The sequence below is a fragment of the Sorangium sp. So ce363 genome (assembly GCF_051520435.1).
GTDB classification, from domain to species: Bacteria; Myxococcota_A; Polyangia; order Polyangiales; family Polyangiaceae; genus Sorangium; species Sorangium cellulosum_B.
Genome location: NZ_CP150333.1, coordinates 4,642,143 through 4,663,747, shown reverse-complemented (window position 1 = coordinate 4,663,747; position 21,605 = coordinate 4,642,143). Strand labels below are relative to the sequence as shown.

The 21,605-nt window shown below is 71.3% G+C and carries 17 protein-coding genes; 9 read left to right on the top strand and 8 right to left on the bottom strand.

Going from position 1 to position 21,605, the window contains the following annotated elements; translation table 11 throughout:
- Position 1 precedes the first annotated feature (1 nt).
- Positions 2-904: a sterol desaturase family protein gene (locus WMF12_RS17750; protein ID WP_437746826.1), complete on the top strand. Its 903-nt coding sequence runs from the start codon at positions 2-4 to the stop codon at positions 902-904.
- A 105-nt stretch (positions 905-1,009) separates the two neighbouring features.
- Here WMF12_RS17750 and WMF12_RS17745 read toward each other — a convergent pair whose 3' ends face one another.
- From WMF12_RS17745 to WMF12_RS17735, 3 genes are all read right to left on the bottom strand, one after another.
- Positions 1,010-3,259: a copper-transporting P-type ATPase gene (locus tag WMF12_RS17745; RefSeq protein WP_437872718.1), complete on the bottom strand. Its 2,250-nt coding sequence runs from the start codon at positions 3,257-3,259 to the stop codon at positions 1,010-1,012.
- 202 nt (positions 3,260-3,461) lie between these two features.
- Positions 3,462-4,877 carry a sigma-54-dependent transcriptional regulator gene (locus WMF12_RS17740; protein ID WP_437872717.1) on the bottom strand — a complete coding sequence of 472 codons (1,416 nt, stop codon included), beginning with the start codon at positions 4,875-4,877 and terminating at the stop codon, positions 3,462-3,464.
- Entirely contained in the window at positions 4,874-6,370 is a 1,497-nt protein-coding gene (locus WMF12_RS17735) for a sensor histidine kinase (protein ID WP_437872716.1), read from the bottom strand. Before WMF12_RS17735 ends, WMF12_RS17740 begins: the two co-directional genes overlap by 4 nt.
- 487 nt (positions 6,371-6,857) lie before the next feature.
- On the opposite strand from WMF12_RS17735, the gene WMF12_RS17730 reads away from it, so the two are divergent.
- The 5 genes from WMF12_RS17730 to WMF12_RS17710 are packed head-to-tail and all read left to right on the top strand — an operon-like array spanning position 6,858 to position 13,983.
- The gene (locus tag WMF12_RS17730; protein ID WP_437872714.1) at positions 6,858-7,574 is read left to right on the top strand and encodes a hypothetical protein; all 717 of its coding nucleotides are present in this window, start codon (positions 6,858-6,860) and stop codon (positions 7,572-7,574) included.
- 37 nt (positions 7,575-7,611) lie between these two features.
- Entirely contained in the window at positions 7,612-8,880 is a 1,269-nt protein-coding gene (locus tag WMF12_RS17725) for a TolC family protein (protein WP_437872713.1), read from the top strand.
- On the top strand, positions 8,877-9,521 hold the full coding sequence (locus tag WMF12_RS17720; RefSeq protein ID WP_437872712.1) for a hypothetical protein: 645 nt from the start codon (positions 8,877-8,879) through the stop codon (positions 9,519-9,521). Before WMF12_RS17725 ends, WMF12_RS17720 begins: the two co-directional genes overlap by 4 nt.
- Positions 9,518-10,696: an efflux RND transporter periplasmic adaptor subunit gene (locus WMF12_RS17715; protein WP_437872711.1), complete on the top strand. Its 1,179-nt coding sequence runs from the start codon at positions 9,518-9,520 to the stop codon at positions 10,694-10,696. The genes WMF12_RS17720 and WMF12_RS17715 overlap by 4 nt, the downstream gene beginning before the upstream one ends.
- 8 nt (positions 10,697-10,704) lie before the next feature.
- Positions 10,705-13,983, top strand: a complete 3,279-nt coding sequence (locus tag WMF12_RS17710; protein WP_437872709.1) for an efflux RND transporter permease subunit — start codon at positions 10,705-10,707, stop codon at positions 13,981-13,983.
- On the opposite strand, the gene WMF12_RS17705 is transcribed toward WMF12_RS17710, so the two are convergent.
- The 4 genes from WMF12_RS17705 to WMF12_RS17690 form a co-directional block, all read right to left on the bottom strand.
- Entirely contained in the window at positions 13,877-14,827 is a 951-nt protein-coding gene (locus WMF12_RS17705; RefSeq protein WP_437872708.1) for an STAS domain-containing protein, read from the bottom strand. The genes WMF12_RS17710 and WMF12_RS17705 overlap by 107 nt on opposite strands.
- A gap of 222 nt (positions 14,828-15,049) precedes the next feature.
- Positions 15,050-15,622 (bottom strand): hypothetical protein, encoded by a 573-nt coding sequence (locus tag WMF12_RS17700; RefSeq protein WP_437872706.1) that lies wholly within the window; start codon positions 15,620-15,622, stop codon positions 15,050-15,052.
- A gap of 2 nt (positions 15,623-15,624) precedes the next feature.
- Positions 15,625-16,983, bottom strand: a complete 1,359-nt coding sequence (locus WMF12_RS17695) for a hypothetical protein (protein WP_437872705.1) — start codon at positions 16,981-16,983, stop codon at positions 15,625-15,627.
- Positions 16,980-17,894: a hypothetical protein gene (locus tag WMF12_RS17690; protein ID WP_437872704.1), complete on the bottom strand. Its 915-nt coding sequence runs from the start codon at positions 17,892-17,894 to the stop codon at positions 16,980-16,982. The genes WMF12_RS17695 and WMF12_RS17690 overlap by 4 nt, the downstream gene beginning before the upstream one ends.
- Before the next feature lie 159 nt (positions 17,895-18,053).
- Between WMF12_RS17690 and WMF12_RS17685 the strand changes: the two genes are divergently transcribed.
- A complete protein-coding gene (locus WMF12_RS17685) occupies positions 18,054-18,905 on the top strand; it encodes a DUF350 domain-containing protein (protein ID WP_437537716.1) in 852 nt (283 codons plus the stop codon).
- Positions 18,902-20,146 carry a glutathionylspermidine synthase family protein gene (locus WMF12_RS17680; protein WP_437872703.1) on the top strand — a complete coding sequence of 415 codons (1,245 nt, stop codon included), beginning with the start codon at positions 18,902-18,904 and terminating at the stop codon, positions 20,144-20,146. Before WMF12_RS17685 ends, WMF12_RS17680 begins: the two co-directional genes overlap by 4 nt.
- Positions 20,147-20,179: 33 nt before the next feature.
- Here WMF12_RS17680 and WMF12_RS17675 read toward each other — a convergent pair whose 3' ends face one another.
- Positions 20,180-20,749, bottom strand: a complete 570-nt coding sequence (locus tag WMF12_RS17675; RefSeq protein ID WP_437872702.1) for a YybH family protein — start codon at positions 20,747-20,749, stop codon at positions 20,180-20,182.
- 472 nt (positions 20,750-21,221) lie between these two features.
- On the opposite strand from WMF12_RS17675, the gene WMF12_RS17670 reads away from it, so the two are divergent.
- Entirely contained in the window at positions 21,222-21,596 is a 375-nt protein-coding gene (locus WMF12_RS17670; protein WP_437872701.1) for a hypothetical protein, read from the top strand.
- The last annotated feature ends 9 nt before the right edge of the window (positions 21,597-21,605 follow it).

Genomic DNA, 21,605 nt, shown 5'->3' with positions numbered 1-21,605 from the left:
GATGGAAGAGGCGCCCGACCTCAGCATCCATCCCATGCGAGGAACGCTGATCTGGATGACGAGCCGCCTGCTGTACCCGCTGCTGCTGGCGGTGACCTTGTACATCATCTACGCCGCCGTGACGCAGGGCTGGGACCTGAGCCGCGCCCTGTGGGGCTACCTCCTGGGCCTGACCGTCTTTCTCATCACCGTCGAGCGCCTGCTGCCGCTGTCGCCGGACTGGGGCATGACCCGCCAGAGCTTCTGGCGCGACCTCAAGTACCTGCTGGCCTCGGGCGTCACCATCGCGGTGGTGCGGACCGGCTTCGGCACCCTGGCCCTGTGGCTCAGCGAGCGGCATCAGGGCCCGCTCGCCAGCGCCTCCGTGCTCCTCAGCGTGGGGGTCTTCCTTGTGGTCTTCGAGCTGCTGCAGTACTGGTTCCATCGCCTCAGCCACGAAGGCAACGGAGCCCTGGGGCGCTTCTTGTGGAAGGTCCACCTGGCGCATCACCTTCCGGATCGCGTCTACGTGGTGATGCACGGCGTGTTTCACCCCCTCAACGCGCTCATCTCGGCGGTGCTGATCCAGTCGACCCTGCTGATCTTGGGGCTGTCGCCGCAGGCCGTCTTCGCGGCGATGTTGCTCATCGATCTGCAGACGATGATTTCGCACTTCAACGTCGACATCCGCGCCGGATTCCTGAATTACGTGTTCATCGGCACCGAGCTGCACCGCTATCATCACAGCGCCGACATCGACGAGGCCCGGAACTTCGGGACCGTACTTCCGCTGTGGGATCTGGTCTTCGGGACGTTCGTGTACCGGCCGGACGCGGCCCCGCGCCGCCTGGGCGTCGACCGCTCCGCGGGCTATCCGCCGTCGCAGCAGTTCTGGCAGGTGCTGGCCCTGCCGTTCCGACGCTGACTCAACTCGGTCGGGAGCGCGTGACACGGGTGCATGCCTGCTCCGCCAGGGCTCGGCCGACGCCGGATTCTGTGAGGTGCCGGAACGCTGACGTCGGCGGTTCGATCAGAGCTCGACCCGGCGCAGCCGGAGGGCGTTGCCGATGACAGATACCGAGCTCAGGCTCATCGCTGCGCTGGCGAGCATCGGGCTGAGCAGCACCCCGAGGACCGGGTAAAGAACGCCCGCCGCGACCGGCACGCCGAGCGCGTTGTAGACGAACGCAAAGAACAGGTTCTGTCGGATGTTGCGCATCGTCGCCCGGCTGAGCTTCCGCGCGCGCAGCAGCCCGCGGAGGTCGCCGCGCACGAGCGTGATCCCGGCGCTCTCGATGGCGACGTCGGTCCCGGTGCCCATGGCGACGCCGACGTGCGCCTGCGCGAGCGCGGGCGCGTCGTTGATACCGTCGCCCGTCATCGCCACGATGCGGCCTTCGGCCTGGAGGCGCTTCACGACCGCGGCCTTCTGATCGGGCAACACCTCGGCCTCGACGTGCTCGATGCCGAGCTTCCGGGCGACCGCCTCCGCCGTCGTGCGGCTGTCGCCGGTGAGCATGATCAGGCGGATGCCCTCCTCGCGGAGGAGACGGACGGCCTCGCTGGTCGAGGCGCGCACCGGGTCGGCCACGCCGACGATGCCGGCCGCCTTGCCATCCACCGCCACGAGCATCGCCGTCTGGCCCTCTTGTCGGCGCTCCTCGGCTCGACGCGGGAGATCATCCGGCGGGATACCGAGCTCCTCGAAGAGCTTGAGGTTCCCGAGCGCGACCGAGCGCCCGGCCACCATGCCCACCACGCCCTTGCCCGTGATCGACCGGAACCCCTCTGCCGGCAGGAGCTCGAGCTTCTGCTCGAGGGCCCCGGCGACGATCGCGCTCGCGAGCGGGTGCTCGCTCCCGCGCTCGAGGCTCGCCGCGAGCCTGAGGATCTCGTTCGGCGGGAGGTCGCCCAGCGTCGCGACCGAGGCGAGCTTCGGCTTGCCCTCGGTGAGCGTGCCGGTCTTGTCGACGACGAGGGTGTCGACCTTCTCGAAGGTCTCGAGCGCCTCGGCGTTCTTGATCAGGATACCGGCCGTCGCGCCCCGCCCCGTCCCGACCATGATCGAGATGGGCGTGGCGAGGCCGAGCGCGCATGGGCACGCGATGATGAGCACAGCCACGGCGTTGACGAGCGCGTGGGAGAGCCTGGGCTCCGGCCCGACGAGCAGCCAGACCACGAAGGTCAGCGCCGCGATCGCGATCACGGCGGGCACGAAGTACGCGGCGACGGCATCCGCGAGGCGCTGGATGGGGGCGCGGCTGCGCTGGGCCTCGCCCACCATCTGGACGATCCGGGCGAGCAGGGTGTCGCGCCCGACGCGATCGGCCCGCATCACGAAGCCGCCCGTGCCGTTGACGGTGCCGCCGACCACACGGGCGCCGGGCGTCTTCTCGACCGGAATGGGCTCGCCCGTGACCATCGACTCGTCGACCGCGCTGCTCCCCTCGAGGACCTCGCCGTCGACCGGCACCTTCTCCCCCGGCCGCACGCGCAGCCGGTCGCCTGGCTGCACGAGCTCGAGAGAGACGTCCTCTTCGTGGGCGTCCGCGCCGATACGCCTGGCGGTCTTGGGGGCGAGGCCGAGGAGCGCCCTGAGCGCGCTGCTCGTCCGGCTGCGGGCGCGGAGCTCGAGGACCTGGCCGAGCAGCACGAGCGAGATGATGACGCTGGCAGCCTCGAAATAGACCGGGACCACGCCGCGGTGGCGGACCGAGTGGGGGAAGACGCCGGGCGTCAGCGTGGCCACGACGCTGTACGCATAGGCGGCGCCCGTGCCGATGGCGATCAGGGTGAACATGTTGAGGTGCCGAGTCCTGATCGAGGCCCAGCCGCGCTCGAAGAACGGAGCGCCGCACCAGAGCACCACGGGCGTGGCGAGGGCGAGCTCGATCCAGACGAGCCATCGGTCGAGGAGGTGCTGCACCGGCTGGCCCGGGAGCATCTCGGACATCCCCAGCACGAGGACAACGAGGCTCAGCGGGACGCTGATCCAGAAGCGCCGGGACATGTCCGCGAGCTCCGGGTTCGGCGCGTCCTCGAGCGTCACCGTGCGCGGCTCGAGGGCCATCCCGCAGATCGGGCAGGAGCCCGGCTCCGTGCGGACGACCTCGGGGTGCATCGGGCAGACGTACTCGACGCGCGTTGCCTGGGCCGGCTCGAGCGGCTTAAGGGCCATCCCGCAGACCGGATCCTTCGTCTGCGCTCGGTCCAGGTCGGCAGGAGCAGGGTGGCCGTGCTCGTGAAGGTGGCCGTGATCGTGGTGATGCCCGTGGTTCATGTCGTCTCCCTCCTCGCCGACGAGCGCGGTTCGGGTTTCTTACATCCCAAGCACCCCGCGGGCGCCGCTTGTCGCTTCGCGCGGCCGCCCGGCGCTCCCGCAGCAGACGGTGCGCAATGACGCCCGCGATGGCGGGCGAGCAGGACCATGGTTTCCGGCGTTCGAGGCGCCGGCTCGCCCATGTTCCGCGGTGAATGCCCGCTCAGTTCTTCGATCCGTCCGTGCCCCGGCGCTCCTCGCGGAAGTCGTCGGCGGAGAGGCCGCAGCGGCGGAGGAGCCGGTAGAAGCTCTCCCGCTCGACGCCCGCGTGGGCGGCGGCCTTCAGCACGTCGCCGCGAAAGCGGCGCATCACGGCCTCCAGGTAGCGCCGGTTCATCTCCTCGCGCGACGCGTCGACCGCCTCCCGATACGAGAGCTGAGCGAGGTCCACGTCGCTCGAGCTCGTGAGCCGGAGCGGGCTCGCCCCCTGCACCTCGGACGGCAGCGACTCGAGGCGGATCTCGCTCGTCGTCTCGATGACCAGCGCCCGCTCGACGGCGCTCTTGAGCTCGCGCACGTTGCCAGGCCACCGGTACATCTGGAGCGCGCTCATCGCCGCCGCCGAGAACCCGGTCGCGGACGAGCGCGACTGCGGCGCTCGCTCGGCGAGAAACCGCTGCGCCAGGTGCGGGATGTCCTCCGCGCGCTCGCGCAGCGGGGGCAGCTCGACGACGCAGACGTTGAGCCGGAACCACAGGTCCTCGCGGAGGGCGCCCGTCTTGACCATGGCCCGGAGGTCGCGGTGCGTCGCGCTGATGAGCCGCACGTCCACCTTGCGCTCGCGCGACTCGCCGATGCGCCGCACCGCCCGCTCCTCGAGCACCCGCGTGAGCTTCGCCTGGACCGTCGGCCTGAGCTCGCCGATCTCGTCGAGGAACAGCGTGCTCCCGTGCGCCTCCTCGAAGAGCCCCGCCCGGTCCGTGGCCGCGCCCGTGAACGAGCCGCGCGCGTGCCCGAACAGCTCGCTCTCGATGAGCGAACGGGGGATGGCCGCGCAGTTGACGGCGATGGGGCGGTGCGACGCGCGGGACGAGTGCTCATGTATGGCGCGCGCCACGAGCTCCTTCCCGGTGCCTGTCTCGCCCAGGATGAGCACGCTCGCGTCCGTCGGCGCCACGCGCTCGATGAGCTGGTAGAGCGCCCGCATGGCGGGCGAACGCCCCGTCATGCCCGCAAAGCCCTGGGCATCCGGCGCTTCCTGCTCGCCCTTCAGCACCGCGGCCTGCGCCGTGGCCCGCTCGACCAGCGCGCGCAGCTCGTCCGGGTCGAACGGCTTCGTCACGTAATCGTAGGCGCCCTCGCGCATGGCCTGGACTGCGGTCGGGACCGACGCATACGCGGTCATCAGGATGAAGGGCACTCCGGGCCAGCGCGCGCGCACTGCCCGGAGCACCTCGAGCCCGTCCCCGTCGTTCATGCGCAGATCGCAGACGACGGTTGTGACCGGCTCGGTTTCAAGGATCTGGAGCGCCGTTCGCACGCCCCGCGCCGTCAGGACCTTGGCGCTCTTGCCGAGCACCTTGGAGAGCAGCGCCAGCATGTTCGCCTTGTCGTCGACGACGAGCACTGTCGGCTTCATGCGCGCTCCTGGCTCTCCCTTGCTTCCTCGATGAGGACGCCCGGCAAGTCGATCACGAACTGGGACCCGCCTCCCGGCCTGGGCTCCGCCCGGATGGTCCCGCCGTGCGCGGTCACCAGACCATAGCAGACCGCGAGGCCGAGGCCGGTGCCGTCGCGGCGGGTCGTGAAGAACGGCTCGAAGAGCCGCTCGCGCGCCGCCTCGGGAATACCGGCTCCCCGGTCCAGGACCTCGATCCGGTAGCCATCGTCCTGCCGCCTTCCGCGCACGAGGATATCGTCACCTTCCGAGGTTCCAGAGGTCGCCTCGCGCGCGTTGGTCACGAGGTTGACGATGACCTGCCGGATGCGGAGCGGATCCACGTTGATGAAGAATCGCTCGGCGTCCACGAGCGGGACTTGGTCGCGCCGCCCCGGCCCGCCGTCGCAGTGCGAGGCCGCGTCCCTGAGGAGCTCTTCGGCCTGCACGGGGCGCGGCGAGAGGATCGGAGAGCGCGCGTACATGAGCAGCTCCTCCGCGATCCGCTGGCAGGCCGCCGCTTCCTCGTCGAGGATCGAGAGCTCCTCGCGGAGCTCGGGCTTCTCCGCCTCCTTCGCCATCGTCTTCACGTAACCGCGGATCACGGCGATGGGGTTGTTGATCTCGTGCGCGACGCCGGCGGCGACGCGGCCGACCGCCGCCAGCCGCTCCGAGGCGACCAGCTCGGCTTCGGTGCGCGACAGCGCGTCCAGCATGCGGTTGAACGCGTCGGCGACCGCCGCGAGCTCCACGGCCGCCACCGGCTCGACGCGGGCGCTGCGATCTCCAGCGGTGACGCGCCCGGCGACGCGCTCGAGCGAGGAGAGCGGGGTGGAGAAAGAGCGCCAGAGCTTGCGCCCGGCGATCAAGGCGAGCGCCGCGGCGAGCGCGCAGACGGCCGTCGCGAGGATCAAAGCGAACCGGATGAACTGCTCAGCCCGGCGCTCGGCGGCCATGGCGCGCTCGTCGAAGTGACGCGCCAGGCTGTCCGCATGCTCCGTCATCCGGTCGACGAGCGCGTTCGCACGGTCGTGCGCGTGGTGGACCTCGTGCGAGTCCTGCCGATCGATCGCGGGGAGGATGGTCATGGAGAAGAGCTGGCTGAGCTCGCGGCTCGCCTTCTCGATGTCGTCGAGCTTCGTGGCCGCCTCGGCGTCGAGGCCGGGGCGTAGCTCGGCGAGCTTCGCGCCGAGCTCGCTCACCCAGGCGTCGTGGTGCGCGACGTGGGACCGGTCGCGCAGGATGATCGTGTGGGCCTCGTGGATGTACTGCTCGCGCGCGGTGACGCTGAGCAGCGCAGCCCGGCGGGAGGCCACCTCGAAGTCGTGGGCCTCCAGGATCGCGCGACGGGACGCGAGGCCCGTGAGCACGGTGGCGACGCCGCTCACGGCGACCAGGGCGACGAGGAGGCTGATGACCAGGAGCAGCCGGCGGCGGAGTCGATACGGGCGCTGTGGAGCGGGAGGCGGAGCCATGGAGGGGCGCATCCTCGCAAGCTGCGTACCGGGGCCGCAATCGAGCGCTGACGGGCGCGCTGACCGGCGCGCTGAGCCGCCGATCAGGCCCGGCCGACGCGGTCCCCGCCCCGGCGGGGGGGGTAGTTTGTGACTGAATCGGTCACTGGATCGTGACCGTCGAGGTCACCACGGGGACCGGGCGCCGCGCAGAAGCCCGGAATTCCGGGCCGCGGCCGCTTGGCGCGCTGATTGCTGAGGACCCCGCTCGCCAGGGCAAGCACCTCGGCTCCAGGAAAGCACGATGCGCCAAATCCTTCTCTCTCTGCTCGTCTCGATCCCGCTTGTGGCCTGCTCCACGAAGGAGACACCTGGCCACCACCACGAAAGCACCGCCTCGACACAAGCTCCCGCCGCGGCGCCGCCCCCCACGAATGCGCCCCACGACCACGCCGCGAGCACCCGCCCCCACGCGGATCACAACGCTCGTCACGGAGGCCTGGTCACCATGGAGGGCGACAACCACGTCGAGGTCGTGGTCGGGGCCGACGGCGCCATCGACCTCTACGTCAGCGACGCGGTCCGGACGCCGATCCCGCCGAAGGACGTCTCCGGCACCATCACGATCGAGCCCAAGGGCAAGGGCGAGAAGCAGACCCTGACGCTCGCGCCGAATGAGGCGAAGGGCTCGCTCTCGGCCAAGGGCCCGGCGCCGAACAACGCGGATTACACCTGGGATCTGAAGGTCCGCGGCGCGCCGATGAAGATGACGCTCACGGTGCCGGCCAGCGGAACGGCGGCCTTCGCCGACGCGCCCGCCGACCATCCGGCCGGCGACCACGCGCACGGCTCGCCGCATGGCGGCGTCGTCCAGTCGCTCGCAGGGGGTCATGTCGAGGTGAAGCTCGAGAAGACCGGCGACATCACGGTCTGGATGCTGGATTCGGCCGAGAAGCCTCGCTCCGCGAAGGGCGTCACGGCGAGCCTCCGCCCCGTCGTCGCGGGGGCGAAGGAGACCCAGCTCGCCTACGACGAGAAGGCCGATGTGCTGCGGGGCAAGATCGATCCGCTCAAGCAGGACCACGTGGACGGGGTGCTCAGCATCACGCCGGCCGGAGGGACCGCGACCTCGCTCCGGTTCGCGTTCCATCTCGAAGGCCATGCGGGGCACGACGGCCAAAAGGGGCACGACCACGCGGGGCACGACCACCACGCGGGGCACTGAGATGACGACCCGGCGGCCGCACCGGAGCCGACGCGCGATGTTCGCGGCCCTGGCTGCAACGCTGACGCTCGTGCCCGCGTCGGGCGCCCGCGGCGAGACGCTGACGTGGGCCCAGGTGAAGGCGCGCGCCGCCGCGCGGTCCCCCGCGACCGTGGAGGCGAACCAGGGCGCGCGCGCTGCACGCGCGGAGGCGGCCGGCGCGGGGCGCTGGCCCCGCACGAACCCCGTGCTCACGGGGGGCGTCGATCTCGGCGCACCGTTCGGACACCCGGAAGACCGGACCTTCTCGGTCGGCATCGAGCAAGGGCTCGACGTCGTCGGGGTCGCGGCCACAGCGGCGCGCGCCGGCCAGCAGAAGGTCGCCGTCGCGGAGCTGGAGGGGGCGGTGCTGAAGCTCGACGGGCTCGCCGAGGCGGCCGAGGCGTTCATCGAGCTCGATCGAGCGCAGCGCGTGCTCGCCGTCTGGACCGAGCTCGACCGGGTCTTCGAGCGCATTGCCGCTGGCACCGCGGCGGCCTCCCGCGCCGGTGAGCGGTCGGATCTCGACGCGATCCTGGCCAGCGCCGAGAGCGCCGGTGCGACGACCGAGCTCGCCGGCGCGAAGGCCGAGCTCGCGCGCGCGCAGGCGCGGCTCGGGGTGCTCATCGCCGCTGCGGAGCCCTCGTCCCTCCGCGTCGTGGAGGCGCCGGTCCGGCCGCCAGACGCCCGTGGCCGCGACGTGCTCGTGGCCGCCGCGCTCCGCCGCCGGCCCGAGGTTGGGCTCTGGCGGGCCCGGATGGGAGAGGCCGAGGCACGGCGCGCGTTCGCCGCACGTGCCGCGCTCCCGGAGCCCACGCTGGGCCTCGGGGTCGAGGTGGGGCGAGAAGAGCGCGACGCCGCCCTGGCCAGCCCGGACGGGGCGACCGGCGTCCGGCACGAGCGCACGCAGCTTCAGATCACGCTGTCCGTGCCGCTGCCGTTCTTCGACCGGAACCAGGCCGAGCGAGCCCGCGCGCTCGCCGACGCGAGCTCCGCCAGCGAGCAGGGCGCGATCGCCGCCCGGCAGATCAGCGCAGCGGTCACACGCGCGAGGTCCGCGGTCGACGCGAGCTGGGCGGCCCTCGCGCGGTGGCAGGCCATCGCTCCCCGGCTCGACGAGGCGCAGGCGATGGTCGAGAAGGGCTACGCCGCAGGGCAGATCGATCTGTTCGACACCCTCGCCCGCGCCGAGCGCGTCGCCCGCGCGCGCGTCCAGATCCTCGAGGCGCGCGCCGCCTACCTGAAAGCCCGCGCGGAGCTGTCCCGCGCGCTCGGAGAAGAACCATGATGCACAAGAAGCACCTCGCCTGTGCCGTGGCGCTCGCGATGGTTGCGTCGGCCCCGCGCGCCTCCGCGCACGGCGGCGAGGATCATGCGGCGCCCGCCGCGCCGACCGCCGCGAGCACCGGGACAGAGCACGTCGTGTCCGGGGAAACGGCGGTGTTCTCGGTCGTCATCAAATACCCGGCGAAGAAGGCAGAAGGACCGTCGCCCGCGCGCCTCTACGTCGCTCGGGCCGACTCCAGCGCGCCGGTCGAAGGCGCGCGTGTCCGCCTCGAGCTGAAGGGAGGGCTGACGTTCGCCGCGGACGCGGGGAAGACGGCAGCCGCCGGCGTTTATGAGGTCGCGTTCCCCGCTGCCCCGGAAGGAGCAACGGCCAACGGGGTCGTATCGGTCGAGGCCGGGGACGCCTTCGACCTCGTGCTCGTCGGGGACCTGCGCTTCGGCGCCATCGCGCCCGCCGCCGCGCCGACCGGGATGACGCCGGGCCGGGAGTTGCCCTTCGGCGGCCTGGCGGCGGCCGCGGGAGCGCTGGCCGTGCTCAGCGGCGGGATCGGGTATGCGCTCGGGCGTCGCTCGAGGCGGCAGCCGCCTGCCGCTACCCGTCGCCCCGAGGATCCCTCCGCGCTCCCGCAGGGGGCCTCGTGAGCCGCGCCCGATCCCTGTCCATCACCGCCGCGCTCGCCATCGCCTCGGCCCTCGCGGTCACGGGCCTCGGGGAGCGCGCCGACGCGCACGGCGGCGAGGACCACAGCGTGCCCGCAAAGCCCGCAGCCAGCGCCGCGGCGGACCCGAACGTGGCCCGGGTGCCGGTCGAGACCCAGTTCCTGCTTGGGCTGCGCACCGAGCGCGCGAAGCGCGGCGCGCTGGCCACGAGCCTCGGGCAGATCGGCACGGTGGTCGCGCGCCCCGCGGGCGAGCTCGCCGTCGTGGCCCCGACGTCCGGCCGGCTCTTCCCGCCCGAGGGCGGGTTCCTCCGGCTCGGCGACGACGTGAAGAAGGGGCAGCTCCTCGCGACGCTCCGGCCGAGCCTGGGCGGCGCGGAGAGCGCGCAGCTCGGGCTGTCGCGCAGCGACGCCGCGTCCCGGGTCGCCGCCGCCGAGGCGCGACTCGGCCTGGCCGAACGCGAGCTCGCACGACGCCGCGAGCTCAAGGGGATCGTCGCCGAGAAGGACATCCAGGCTGCCGAGGCCGAGGTGGAAATCGCCAGGGCCGAGGTCGCGCGCGCCCGGGCGGACGTCGGGGTGCTCGCGAGCGGGGCGGGCGCGCAGCGGCTCAGCGCGACGATCGACGGGACGGTGGTCTCCGGCCGCGTGAGCCCGGGCGCCCAGGTCGCGGAGGGGACCGAGCTCTGGCGCGTCGTCGATCTCGCGACGCTCTGGGTCGACGTGCGCATCCCCGAGGCGGACGCGGCGCGCCTCGCGGGCGATCGCGCGGAGGTGACGCTCGTCACGGGTCCCGCAGCGCGCTTCGAGGCCAGACGCCTCGCCGTCGCGTCGCTGGTCGACCCGGCGACCCGCGCCGTCCAGGCGCTCTTCGAGTTCGACAACAAAGACCGGCGCGCGCGCGTCGGCGCGCTCGTCAACATCAGCATGGCGGGGAGCGCGCCCGTCGAGAGCGTCGTGGTCCCGGGTTCGGCGCTGCTCGATCGCAGCGGCACGCCCACGGTCGTCGTGAAGACCGGCCCCGAGACGTTCGAGCTGCGCGCGGTCGCGATCGGGCCGAAGTCCGCCGGCGCGATCGGGATCACGGCGGGCGTGACGGCGGGAGAGCGCGTGGTCGTCGACGGCGCCATGGCCGTCCTCCTCACCGCCGGGGGCTAGCAGGAACCATGTTCGAAACCCTGATCCGCTTCTCCCTCAGGAACCGCCTCTTCGTCATCGCCGCGGCGGCGCTGGTGCTCGTCTACGGGACGTACTCGCTGCTGAAGCTCCCGATCGACGTCTTTCCTGATCTGAATCGGCCGACGGTCACCCTCATGACCGAGGCTCCCGGGCTGGCGCCCGAGGAGGTGGAGACGCTGGTCACGGTGCCCCTCGAGCGGGTGATGAACGGCGCGCCCGGGGTCGAGCGCGTGCGCTCTACCTCGGGCGTCGGCCTGAGCGTCGTGTACGTCGAGTTCGACTGGTCCACGGACATCTACCGCGACCGACAGCTCGTCGCCGAGCGCCTTGCCACGGTGACGGAGCAGCTCCCGAAGGGCGTCACGCCGCAGATGGGGCCCGTCGCCTCGATCATGGGGGAGATCCTGCTGATCGGGGTGCAGGGCGATGGGGTCTCGCCCATGACCCTCCGGACCCAGGCCGACTGGGTGATCCGGCCGCGGCTGCTCACGATCCCGGGGGTCGCGCAGGTGATCCCCATCGGCGGCGAGGTCCGCCAGATCCAGGTCACCGTCGACCCGGCCAAGCTCGCGGCCGCGGCGGTGTCGCTCGACGAGATCTCGCGCGCCCTGACCGGCGCGAACGCCAACGCCACCGGCGGTTACGTCGACCGGCGGGGGCTGGAGTTCCTCGTGCGGACGCTCGGCCGCGCCCGGACTGAAGCGGACATCGCCGCGACCGTCATCGCCATGCGGAACGGGACGCCGGTGACCCTGGCGCAGGTCGCCACGGTGCAAGAGGCCGCGCGCATCAAGCGTGGCGACGGGTCGATCGACGGCAAGCCCGCCGTGATCCTCTCGGTGCAGAAGCAGCCGGGCGCCGACACCGTCGCGCTCACCGGCAGCATCGACAAGGCCGTGGCCGAGCTGCAGAGGTCGATGCCCGCGGGCGTCACCATCAACCCGCACCTCTTCCGGCAGGCGACCTTCATCCAGGGCGCGGTCCACAACGTGGTCGAGGCGCTGCGCGACGGCGCGATCCTGGTCACGATCGTCCTCTTCCTGTTCCTGCTCAACTTCCGGACGACCGCGATCACGCTGACCGCCATCCCGCTCTCGTTCATCGCGAGCGCGCTCGTGTTCCGGGCCTTCGACCTGTCGGTCAACACGATGACGCTGGGCGGTCTCGCGGTGGCGATCGGCGAGCTCGTCGACGACGCCATCGTGGACGTGGAGAACGTGTTCCGGCGCCTTCGAGAGAACAGGGCGCTCGCCTCGCCGCGGCCGGCGATGGACGTCATCCGCGACGCGTCGAGCGAGGTCCGGAGCTCCATCGTCTTCGCGACGATCCTGGTGGTCCTGGTCTTCGTCCCCCTGTTCGCCATGAGCGGCATCGAGGGGCGGCTCTTCGCTCCGCTCGGGGTCGCCTATATCGTGTCGATCCTTGCATCGCTGGTTGTATCCCTGACGGTCACTCCCGCGCTCTGCTCGTATCTCTTGCCGTCCATGAAGCGCATGAGCCACGAGGAAGGCTGGTTGGTGCGCAAGCTCAAGGCCGCGGACCGGCGCGTGCTCGCGGCGTCGCTGCGGCACCCCGGGGCCGTGATGGCGGCGGCAGGCGCGCTGGTCCTCGCCGCCGCGGCGACGGTGCCGTTCCTGGGCGGCGAGTTCCTCCCGCCGTTCAACGAGGGGACGCTCACAGTGAACGTCATCGCCAGGCCGGGCACGTCGCTCGCGGAATCGAGTCGCCTCGGCACGCTGGCCGAGCAGCTGATCCACGAGGTCCCCGAGGTCGTGTCGACCGGGCGGCGGACGGGCCGGGCGGAGCTCGACGAACACGCGGAGGGGGTCCACTATTCGGAGATCGACGTCGATCTCCGGGCGTCCGAGCGCGAGCGCGAGGTGATCCTCGGCGACATCCGCGGCCAGCTCGACAAGATCCCCGGCGTGGCGGTCAACGTGGGCCAGCCGATCTCGCACCGGCTCGACCACCTGCTCTCGGGCGTCCGTGCGCAGGTGGCCGTGAAGATCTTCGGCGAGGATCTCGGCGAGCTGCGGCGCCTCGGCAAGGCGGCGCGCGACGCGATGCAGGGCGTCGCCGGGGTGAAGGACCTGCAGATCGAGCAGCAGGTGCTCATCCCGCAGATCGCCATCAAGGTGAACCGAGAGCGCGCGGCGCAGCTCGGGGTCAACGCGGGTCAGCTCTCGGAGATGCTCGAGCTCGCCCTCGCGGGCGGTACCGTCACACAGCTTCTGGAGGGGCAGCGGACCATCGATGTGGTGCTGCGGTACCCGCCGGAGCTCCGCGAGGACACGGGCGCCTTGCGGCGCACGCTCGTCGATACGCCCAGCGGCGCGAAGGTGCCGCTGTCCGACCTCGCCGACGTGACGGAGAGCATGGGGCCGAACCAGATCAGCCGCGACGACACGCAGCGGCGCATCGTGGTCTCGGCCAACGTGGCGGGGCGCGACCTGGAGCAGGTCGTGCGCAATATCCAGCGCGCCGTGGACGCGATCCCGAAGCCGCCGGGCTACTACGCGACGTACGGCGGGCAGTTCGAGAGCCAGCGCTCGGCGTCGCGGCTGATCGGATGGCTCTCGATCGCGAGCCTCGCCGGGATGCTGGTGGTCCTGTACTCGCAGTTCCGCTCGTGGACCGTGGCCCTCCAGATCCTCTTGAACATCCCGCTCGCTCTGGTCGGCTCGGTGCTCGCCGTCGTTCTGACCGGCGGGGTCCTGTCCGTCGCGACCCTCGTCGGGTTCATCACGCTGTGCGGCATCGCCTCGCGCAACGGCATCATGATGATCTCGCACTACATCCACCTCATGAAGGAAGAGGGCGAGTCGTTCGGTGAGGCGATGATCGTCCGGGGTTCGCTGGAACGCCTCGTTCCGGTGCTGATGACCGCGCTCACCGCCGCCCTGGCGCTCGTGCCCATCGCGCTGTCCAAGGGTCAGCCGGGCAAAGAGATCCTGCAGCCCGTCGCGGTCGTGATCCTCGGCGGCCTGCTCTCGTCGACGCTGCTCGACATCGTCGTCACGCCGGCGGTGTTCCTGAAGTTCGGCCGCAGCTCCGCTGAGCGTCTGGCGAGCGCCCGGGACAGCGCGGGCGGCGCCCAAGCCGACCTGGCCGGTGCCCGGGCGCAGTCCGGCGCATGCCGCGGTGCCCGAGGGCGGCCCCTCAGCGCCCGGCCGCCCGGCGTGCCCGCAGCGCGTGGTCGATGCCGCTCTCGAGGGTGCTGCGGACGACGGCGACGCCGTGAAGGCTCTCCTCGATGGCGGCGATGACCCGGGCCATCTGCGGCTGGACGCCGGTGAGCACCACCTCGGCGCCGAGCAGGCGCACGGCCTTGGCGATCTGGACCAGCCCCTGGGCGACCTCGTGCCCGGCGCCGGTGACGCCGGTGACGTCGAGGATCGCCGTGCGGGCCCCGCGCTGGACCACGCCGTCGAGGAGGGTCTCGAGCACCTGGCGGGCGCGATCCTTGTCAAAGTCGCCGACGAGGGGCATGGCCAAAACGCCTTCGGCGATGGGGATGAGCGGCGTGGACAGCGCGCGCAGCGCGGCCTCCCGCGTGCGCTGTATCTCCTCCTGCAGCCGCCGGTTCTCCTCCTCGGCCGCCTGGCGCTCGAAGAGCTCGAGCTGCTGCCGGGTCACGTCGCGGTGCGTCTCGATGACGTATCTTGCGCCGGCCTCGTCGGTGACGGGGAAGAAGAGCGTGTCAATCCACAGCTTGATGTCGTAGGCGCCCGGCAAGCCCACTCGGGATACATCAACGAGCTTCGGCTCCAGCTCGACGATCTCGCCCTGCGCCGCGCGCAGGAACCCCGCCGCGAATCCCCCCTCGACGGCCTGCTCGTCGTGGAGGATGTTGTGCAGCTTGGTCTCCGGCGTCGGCGGCTCGACCCCCGTGGCCGCGTAATGTAGCCGGTTGGCGCCGATGGACGCGCCGTCCGCGCGACGGACGACGATGCCGATGGGGAAGTGCTCGAATATCTCGCGATACGGAAGGCGAAACCAGAGATGCGGGTCGACGCTCCCGCGCTCCCTTTCGAGATCGGCGACACGCTGCCGCAAGCGGTCGTTCTCGCTCCGGAGCGCCGCGATCGTGTCCAGCTCGGTTTCCTCCATCACGCATCGACCTCGCTCAACCCACCAGACAACGACGGGCGACTCGCTGGCTTGGTGCGCGCCAGGGCAGAGATTCCCCTGCGATCACGTCACCACACCACGCACGTTTCGACAAGCCCCCGCGTGAGCCCCGCCGCCTCGACCTGGCGGCCCTGCACAAGGCGTTTGCTGGCGCACGATCCGTGGTTCCAGCTCGCTATTTCAAGGCAGTGCTACACAGTGTTACACGATCTTCCGCAGGTAGTGGAACTTGGGATCCGTCAGATCGTCGGCCGTCAGCGCCCAGCCCTCGTCCCGCGGGATCAGGTAGATGACATCCGACTTCACGCTGGCGAAGCTCACGTGGCCGAGGTTCTGGAGGATGTGGCCAAACACGTCGCGGCGCCACAGGCGGTCCTTGGGGATGTCGCAGACCGTGCGGAGCATCCGATCCGTGGGTGAGCCCTGGATCAGCAGGAACGCCATCGTGAAGGTCAGGTAGCGGGGCTGGCCGCGGTACGGGTCCGGCGTCCCCGACGGCCCCTTGCGCGCGCCCTCCTCCGTGATCATGCCGCGGGACCACATGCCGTAATCGTTGAGCGCCCGGGAGTCGTCGTCGAAGTAGTCCCAGCACCCCTTCTCGAGGGCGTGCAGGTTGGACAGCAGCGCCATCTGCGCGCGGCGGTACTGGTGCCACTTGTATTGCAGGCTCATCTTCTCGAACTGGACCTGGACGGCCTCGTGCAGCGTGCGCTGCAGCGTGCTCCCGGGGTCCATGCGCGCACACACCTCCATCGCGAAGATCGAGTGCTCCACGGTCAGCCTCCGTATCCGCCCGAAGCCCGGTTCCACGAGCCGCTCCGGCTGAGGGCCGCGCCGAGGATCACGCCGGTGCCGAGCGCCACGACGACTGGCACCGTCCCGAAGCCGTCCGGGCTCGGCGACACCCCGCTCGACGCGGTGCCGCTCGAGAACGGCGTCGCGCGCTGCGTCGGCACGTACAATTTGCCGGGCCTCGGCGCGCTCGGCTCGACCGGCGCCGGGCGAGGGGGCGGCCCCCACGGATAGTCGATCCAGAACCAGCCGTGCGACGCGGCGCGGCCGCCATAGTAGTAAGGAGGCCAGTCCTCCGTCTCGTTCGCGGGCTTCGGCTCCGCCGGGTCGGCGGCAAAGACGCTCGCGGCCATCAACCCGACATCGAGCCGGCGCGACCGGAACGCAACGAGGTCGTCGTTGAGGTCGTCGGACTCGGTCGTGTCCCTCTCCGTGGGCACCACGACCAGCACATGGCGAACCCCTCGGTCCCAGAGCGCATCGGCGGACGGCAGCCTCGCGACATGCCGGTTGTCGAACTGCGTCGCGTCGTCCGAATAGGGCGAGAGCCGCTGTCGATCGAGGACGAACATCGTCGCGCGGGGGCCGGGATAAGACCGGGCGAAGAGCGGCTGGTAGTACGCCGCCGAGGCGAGCGTCAGGTGCGCCTTGACGACGCCCCGCGGATGCGGCCAGTTGTCGAACGTGAACACCGGGTCGAACGCCTCCGCCGCACCGGCGGCGAAGGCCACCGACTCCGGGCCGTCGAGATCCACGATGACCGCGATGTCGCGGCGGAGGCCGCTGTCCGTCCGGGCGGCGAGGAGCAGCGACGCGAGCGCCTTGCCGCTCCGGTAGGCGCGGTCCATCGCCGCAGTGAAGATCGGCCGGAGCACGTCGCCGAGCGGCGTGATGGGCGCCGGATCCCCCCCGGCGACGAGCGTGGGCACCGCCGACGGCGACTCGAACAGCGCGGGCACGTAGTAAGCGCGCGCGCCCTCGTCCGCCGGCCTGAGGTCGGTGGACATCCTCGCGAGCGCAGCCCGGTCGAACGGCTTCTTCGACTCGCCGTCGAACGTCACGCTCTCCTGCGCGGCGCCGAAGCTCCAGCCGAAGGTCCGCTGCATGTCGAGCGCCCGCTTCCTCTGCACCGCGGTCTCATCGTCCGAGCACCCGTCCGCGGCCACGGCGATCGCGGCCGCCACGCCGACGAGCCCGACAGCGCCGAGCGCGGCCAGGATCGCGTTCCGCCGCGACGCGTCCTTCGGCGCGTCGGCCAGGCCCTTGTGCCACCAGCGCGCCCCGACGATCCCGGGCTTGTCGAGCACCTCGGCGCGCTCGAACGGCTCGTCCAGCTGGCTCACGCGGCGGCCTCCCCGGCGCCCTGCGGCGCGCGCTCGGCCTGCGCCGGCGGCGCGGGCGGCGCGACACCGGCCGCCCTGGCGTGGTCGCGCCGGAGCGCCTCGATGAACTCCGGCGTGAAGGTGCCGTCTATGCGCACCGAGTACCTGAAGTACGGGTCCGCCTCGACGCCGTGGTAATCGTGATCGTTGAACCAGTAGGCCCGGCCGGCGACCGCCGTCTTCCGCCGCGCCCGCTCGTCCCACAGGAACAGGCGCTTGTTGCCCGCGGGACAGAGCGTGATGAAGTGGTCGGGCTCGCTGTCCGGCGCTCTCCCCTCCCCGTCGTGGTGCACCGTGCCGTGATCGTTGGCCTCGAGACCCATGATGTTGCAGCGCCCTATCGACGCGAACGGCAGGCGCTTCACGTAGGCGATCGTCCTCGGGAAGAACGACCGCGCCAGGCGGGTGAAGTCCTTGCCTTCACTCCGGCTCTTGTCGCTCCAATAGCGGTTCGGGATGAGCTCGACATAGACCTTCCAGGGGAAGTACACCCCATGGCGGAACTTGAGCCACAGCATCTGCCGCCGGGAGAGCGGGATCTCGCGCTCCTCGCCGAACTCGAGCGCGGCGCGCGCGGAGCTTTCGATCGACGAAGGGTCGTCCGAGAGGCGCTGGAACGTGGCGAATTCCTCGTCGCCGAGGCCGCGGATCACCTCGCCGTAGTCGGCGAACGCCTCGCCGAGGCGCGACGGCGGCATGATGCCCATCGCGCGGTGGCTGCCGCCGGTGTAATCGATCGGCACCTGCGTGAGCCCGAGGCAGATCTCCTCGTGGATCTCGTCGAGCGGGGCGAGGTCGAGGTACGGCTCGAGATCGATATAGGGTCGCGCGAAGATGCCCTGGATGCCGGAGTCACAAGGAGGTTCGACCATGGGTCCGCCGCCGGAGCCGGGGCGTCACAGCCCGGCAGGCCTACCCATATCACAAAGCCCGGGGCGCCCCGCAAACCCCGAAGCCCGCCTGCGCCTCGCGGCGGCGTGACGCGAGGCTTGGGCTTGTGAGGGCGCGGCGCGTTCTGTAGCGTGCGTCCCATGGATCTGTCCTACGTCATGGGGTTCGGGCTGGGCACCACGCTCGCTCTGCTCGCCCTGCTGCGCATCGGGCAGAGGGTCTTCTCACCGGCGCACACGGTCGCCCGCGATCTCACGGAGAGCAACGCCGCCCGCCGGCTGCTCACGGTGGGCCAGGTCCTCGCGGTGTTCCTCGTCGCCGCGAACGCCGTGAAGAACTGCCTCGAGGGGGAGGGCTTCGCGCGCGACCTCCTCTGGGTGAGCGCGTTCGCCGTCGTGGGCCTGCTCCTCGTGCTCGCGACCGGCCAGCTCGGGATCCGCCTTCTGCTCAGGGCGCGGCTCCCGGCCGAGATCGAGCGCGGCAACGCGGCCGCGGGGCTCGCGGCGGGCGCGCACTACGTGGCGACCGGGCTCATCACCTCGCGCGCGATCGCGGGCAAGGATCTCGGCGATCTCGCGATCTCCCTCGGCTTCTTCGTCCTCGCGCAGATCACGCTGCACGTGTTCATCTCGCTCTTCCGGGCGCTCACCACGTACGATGACGCCGAGCAGATCCAGGGAGAGAACCTCGCCGCCGCGCTGAGCTACGCCGGCGCCTCGATCGCCGTGGCGATCATCATCGCGCGGGCGCTGGAGGGCGACTTCGAGGGTCTCTTCATCTCGCTGAAGGGCTATGGCGGGGTGCTGCTCTATCTGTTCGCCCTCTACCCTGTGCGGCAGCTCCTCGTGCAGAGCGTGCTGCTCGGCGCGCCGCTCGCGCTGCGCGGCGGCCGCCTCGACGCGGGCATCGCGGCCGACCGCAACGAGGGGCTCGGCGCGCTCGAGGCGACGACCTACCTCGCGACCTCGATCGCCATCGCGCGCCTCCTATGACCTCCGCTGACCGCGCCTACGACGCCTTCGCCGCGAAGATCGTCGACACGGGCATCATCACCGACCCCTGGTTCGACGGGGCCCCGCGCTTCCGCGAGGAGCCGGTGTTCGTCACCGCCGCCGAGCAGCGCGCCCTGTACCGCGCCGCCGAGGAGGTCGCGGCGGTCTACAACGAGCTTTGCCTGATCGTCGCGGACGAGCCGTCGCTGCTCGACGACTTCTTCTGTCTGACGCCCTGTCAGAAGGCGATGTGGCTCTCGTCACAGCCGCTGTGGCACGGCATCGCGCGCGCCGACGTCTTCCTGACGGACGAGGGCCCGGCGATCGCCGAGCTGAACTGCGACACGCCGACGGGCGAGGCGGAGGCGGTCGTGCTGAGCGCGCTCGCTGCGCCGGATCACCCGGGCGCGCGCGACCCCAACGGCGAGCTCGGCGCCCGGTTCTGCGCGATGGTGGACGAGGTCGCCCGCGCGCTCCTCGGCGAGGCCGCGACGCGGCGCCTCGGCTTCGTTTATCCGACGGAGTTCACCGAGGACCTCTCGGTCATCCGCCTCTACCAGCGCTGGCTCACGGAGCGCGGGTATTCCGTGCTCCTCGGCTCGCCGTACAACCTCGGCCACGACGATCGCGGCCTGTCGCTCTTCGACGTCCCCTTCTCGGTCCTCTTGCGCCATTACAAGACGGACTGGTGGGGAGAGCGCTCGAGCGTGTGGACCGACGAGCAGATCCCCGACGCCGAGCCGCTCGCCGGCCCGCTCGGCGCCGTGCTGTCCGCCTCGGCCGACGGGCGCGCCGCGATCCTGAACCCGCTCGGCGCCGTGCTGCCGCAGAACAAGCGCTCGATGGCGTTCATGTGGGAGCACCTCCATCGCTTCTCGCCGCACGCGCAGTCGGTGATCCAGCGTCACGTCCCGGTGACGTCGCGGCTGGAGACGGTGCACCCCGAGCTGCTCCTCGCGCAGCGCGAGGAGTGGGTCCTGAAGAGCGATTACGGCGCCGAGGGAGAAGAGGTGATCCTCGGGCGCCACACCCCCGACGAGGTCTGGCGCGCGTCCCTGGCCAAGGCCCGGGAGGGGCGGTGGATCGCGCAGCGGTACTTCTCCGCCCTGGAGAACGCGCGGCGCGAGTCGGTCAACTACGGCATCTACCTTATCGCCGGCGAGGCGTGCGGCATCTACGCGCGCGTCCAGGCCGGGATGACGGACGCCGCCGCGCTGAGCGCGCCGGCGCTTGTGCGGTAAGAGCGTTCGCAGGGCGGACGCGCCCGCGGGCGGCTACTGGGCGGGTCGGGCCGGCGCATTCATGCCGCGCACCGCGCGGAACGCGTCGGCGGTGGCCTGCGTGTTCTGCGTCGTCACGATCTGGAGCCGGTCCCCGTCGCGCCGCGCCACGTGCACCAGGATGCCCTGCATGTCGGGCACGGGCTGGCCATCCGGGGTGACGACGCCCGTCAGCTCCCATGCCCAGCGGACGACCGCAAGTTCCGGCGCGACGAAGCGTGTCTCGACACGCACGCTGGCGAGGCGGCTCTTTGCAAAGACGCTCTTGTGAATGCCGACGTGATTCGCCCGGATCTCCTCCCGCCCATGCCACCACATCCCGAAGATGTTCACGAAATCGGCTTCCTCCGCTTGAAGCGCGGCGAACGCATCCATGTCGTGCCGGTTCCAGGCGTCGTTGAAGGAGGCGACGAGCTGCTCCCCCAGCGCCCGCTGCTCGCGGGCGTCGGGCGCCGCCGCCGCAATGGCCGGCGCTGGCGCCGCCGGCGCAACGGGCTGGGGCGTCGCGGGGGCGCACGCGAGGACCAGGAGCGGCAGCGCGGCCAGGGCGAGGGCTCTATGCATGGGACGCCACTTACTGCGAACCGGCGCGGGACGTCAACCGGCGCGCTCGATCCTGGCTGCGGGTCAACCCGCTGTCCTCGCGGGCGGTAGAGCTGCCTCGATCACGTGGAACAGGCGTTGACCCGCTCGCACCGTCATCGAGGCTCAGCGCTCGGCCGGATCGCCGGTTGCCAGGGCGGCCGCGGATAGGTACGCTTGGGTGTCCGCCGGGCCCGCTCCGCGCACTGCCCGGCGGCGCTGATGAGGCGATGAGCTGCGCTTGCGATCAAAGGTTCCTGAAGGAGCTCGCGTTCACCGCGCCCCGCGATGTCGGCCTGACCGCATGATGTCGATCGCCGGACTGAGCCGACGCGCCTTGCGAGCCCGGTTCCTGGAGTCGAGGACGTCCGCCTTCGTGGACAACCGCCCGGCGCCCTTCGAATCGTTGTCGGTTCGCGCGATGAACTTCGGCCAGCATTGGCGCACCCCGGACGTGCCCCTGATTTCTTACTCCCTGGAGCTCCCCGGCGCCTACTTCGTTGCTTTCCTGGCAGAGCCCGAGCAGCTTCCAGCCCTCATCGAGGACACGAGGCGCTTTCCCGAGCCGACGGAGGCGCTCGACAGGGCGCTGATCGACGCGGACTTCCCGGGCGCCGCAGACGCAGTGAAGCACCCCGTCCTCGCCAGGGAGATCGCGCGCTTCTTCGCGCACGAGGCGCTCCTCCGCTGGCTCGGCGATGGGCCGCCGGAGCTGGAGCCAGGTTTCGTTCTCAATTCGCTCGACAAGGTTGTCCTTGGCCCCACCGGCTTGTTGCTCGAGGGCCAAGGTCGGACGTCCGGTATCACGGTCGCGTACCAGGATGTCTGAGGAGCCCGC

Bases quoted from the DNA above. Each gene is read 5' to 3' on its own strand.
- WMF12_RS17720 (WP_437872712.1), top strand. From the start codon at position 8,877: ATGATGCACAAGAAGCACCTCGCCTGTGCCGTGGCGCTCGCGATGGTT.
- WMF12_RS17710 (WP_437872709.1), top strand. From the start codon at position 10,705: ATGTTCGAAACCCTGATCCGCTTCTCCCTCAGGAACCGCCTCTTCGTC.
- WMF12_RS17705 (WP_437872708.1), bottom strand. From the start codon at position 14,827: ATGGAGGAAACCGAGCTGGACACGATCGCGGCGCTCCGGAGCGAGAAC.
- WMF12_RS17740 (WP_437872717.1), bottom strand. From the start codon at position 4,877: ATGAAGCCGACAGTGCTCGTCGTCGACGACAAGGCGAACATGCTGGCG.
- WMF12_RS17685 (WP_437537716.1), top strand. From the start codon at position 18,054: ATGGATCTGTCCTACGTCATGGGGTTCGGGCTGGGCACCACGCTCGCT.
- WMF12_RS17730 (WP_437872714.1), top strand. From the start codon at position 6,858: ATGGAGGGCGACAACCACGTCGAGGTCGTGGTCGGGGCCGACGGCGCC.
- WMF12_RS17680 (WP_437872703.1), top strand. From the start codon at position 18,902: ATGACCTCCGCTGACCGCGCCTACGACGCCTTCGCCGCGAAGATCGTC.
- WMF12_RS17750 (WP_437746826.1), top strand. From the start codon at position 2: ATGGAAGAGGCGCCCGACCTCAGCATCCATCCCATGCGAGGAACGCTG.
- WMF12_RS17690 (WP_437872704.1), bottom strand. From the start codon at position 17,894: ATGGTCGAACCTCCTTGTGACTCCGGCATCCAGGGCATCTTCGCGCGA.
- WMF12_RS17725 (WP_437872713.1), top strand. From the start codon at position 7,612: ATGTTCGCGGCCCTGGCTGCAACGCTGACGCTCGTGCCCGCGTCGGGC.
- WMF12_RS17745 (WP_437872718.1), bottom strand. From the start codon at position 3,259: ATGAACCACGGGCATCACCACGATCACGGCCACCTTCACGAGCACGGC.
- WMF12_RS17675 (WP_437872702.1), bottom strand. From the start codon at position 20,749: ATGCATAGAGCCCTCGCCCTGGCCGCGCTGCCGCTCCTGGTCCTCGCG.
- WMF12_RS17735 (WP_437872716.1), bottom strand. From the start codon at position 6,370: ATGGCTCCGCCTCCCGCTCCACAGCGCCCGTATCGACTCCGCCGCCGG.